The following is a 906-nucleotide window of genomic DNA, read 5'->3' as shown; positions in this document are numbered from 1 at the left end:
TATAGTCAATCCACAATAAAACTGGAACAACCCATATCATAAAATAGTTTAGGTAGATTATTCTCCATCCAACCTTGGCGTAGAAACTTTGCTTGCGCCCATTTCTTTTCGATAGGATTTAGATCAGGACTGTAGGGTGGTAAGAATAGAAGCCTGTGACCGTACCTATTCAGCAGTCTTTGTACTCGTTTGTGAAATCTGGCGTTATCCATCACAATCACACATTTGGTTTTAAGACTTGGGATTAGGGTGTATTTACACCAGTCGTAGAATATATCGCCATTAATATTTTTATCAAAGTAATCAAGCGCAAACAGCATCTTTTCATACAAAGCACCGATGACGTTGGTACGCTTTTTTGCTTGCCAGTTGTAGCGATCAATGCAAGGTTTTCCTATTGGTGCATAGCCGTAAGGGCGAATAGTTTCAGCTTCAAAGCCGCTTTCATCCATATAAATAATGGGATAGCCTTGCTTCATAAAATGATCAAGCTTACTTTGATATTCCGCTCTTTTGATCGGACATGCTTTTGGATGTTCTAAGGTCTTTTTTTTGACTGATGTCAAGACGCTTTAAGGCCGACTCAATGCCTGACTTACTGCACCCTAAACGCTGTGCTCGCTCGTACATATAATCGTCTGGATACTGCTTAACATCTTTTAATAATGCTTCATTTGATATTTTAGTCGGTGCTTTATTTCTAGTCGTTTTAGGAACTAAGCTCTGCTGCCAGCTGTGAATAGAGCTCGTGCTAAGCTCGTAAAAAGCAGCAGCTTCTCGAATGGTCATGCCGTCTTTAATGCTACGCAGTACTTGTTTGCGAAAGTCGATTGAATAGGTCACGGTTTATTTCACTAAATGAATTGATTATAAACATTGTATCGGTTTTATCTAAGATTGACTATA

The 906-nt window shown here is 39.1% G+C and carries 2 protein-coding genes; both read right to left on the bottom strand.

Annotated elements, in window-relative coordinates:
- Nucleotides 1–5 precede the first annotated feature (5 nt).
- Nucleotides 6–566 (bottom strand): IS630 family transposase, encoded by a 561-nt coding sequence (locus JMX89_RS12755; RefSeq protein WP_227673107.1) that lies wholly within the window; start codon nucleotides 564–566, stop codon nucleotides 6–8.
- Complete coding sequence (locus JMX89_RS12860) at nucleotides 493–843, bottom strand: IS630 transposase-related protein (protein ID WP_227673106.1); 351 nt, start codon at nucleotides 841–843, stop codon at nucleotides 493–495. Before JMX89_RS12860 ends, JMX89_RS12755 begins: the two co-directional genes overlap by 74 nt.
- Between the last annotated feature and the right edge of the window lie 63 nt (nucleotides 844–906).

The sequence above is a fragment of the Psychrobacter sp. DD43 genome, from assembly GCF_904846555.1.
Lineage (GTDB): Bacteria > Pseudomonadota > Gammaproteobacteria > Pseudomonadales > Moraxellaceae > Psychrobacter > Psychrobacter cryohalolentis.
The sequence above is the reverse complement of the archived record's forward strand: the minus strand, read 5'-3'. Positions and strand labels throughout refer to the sequence as shown.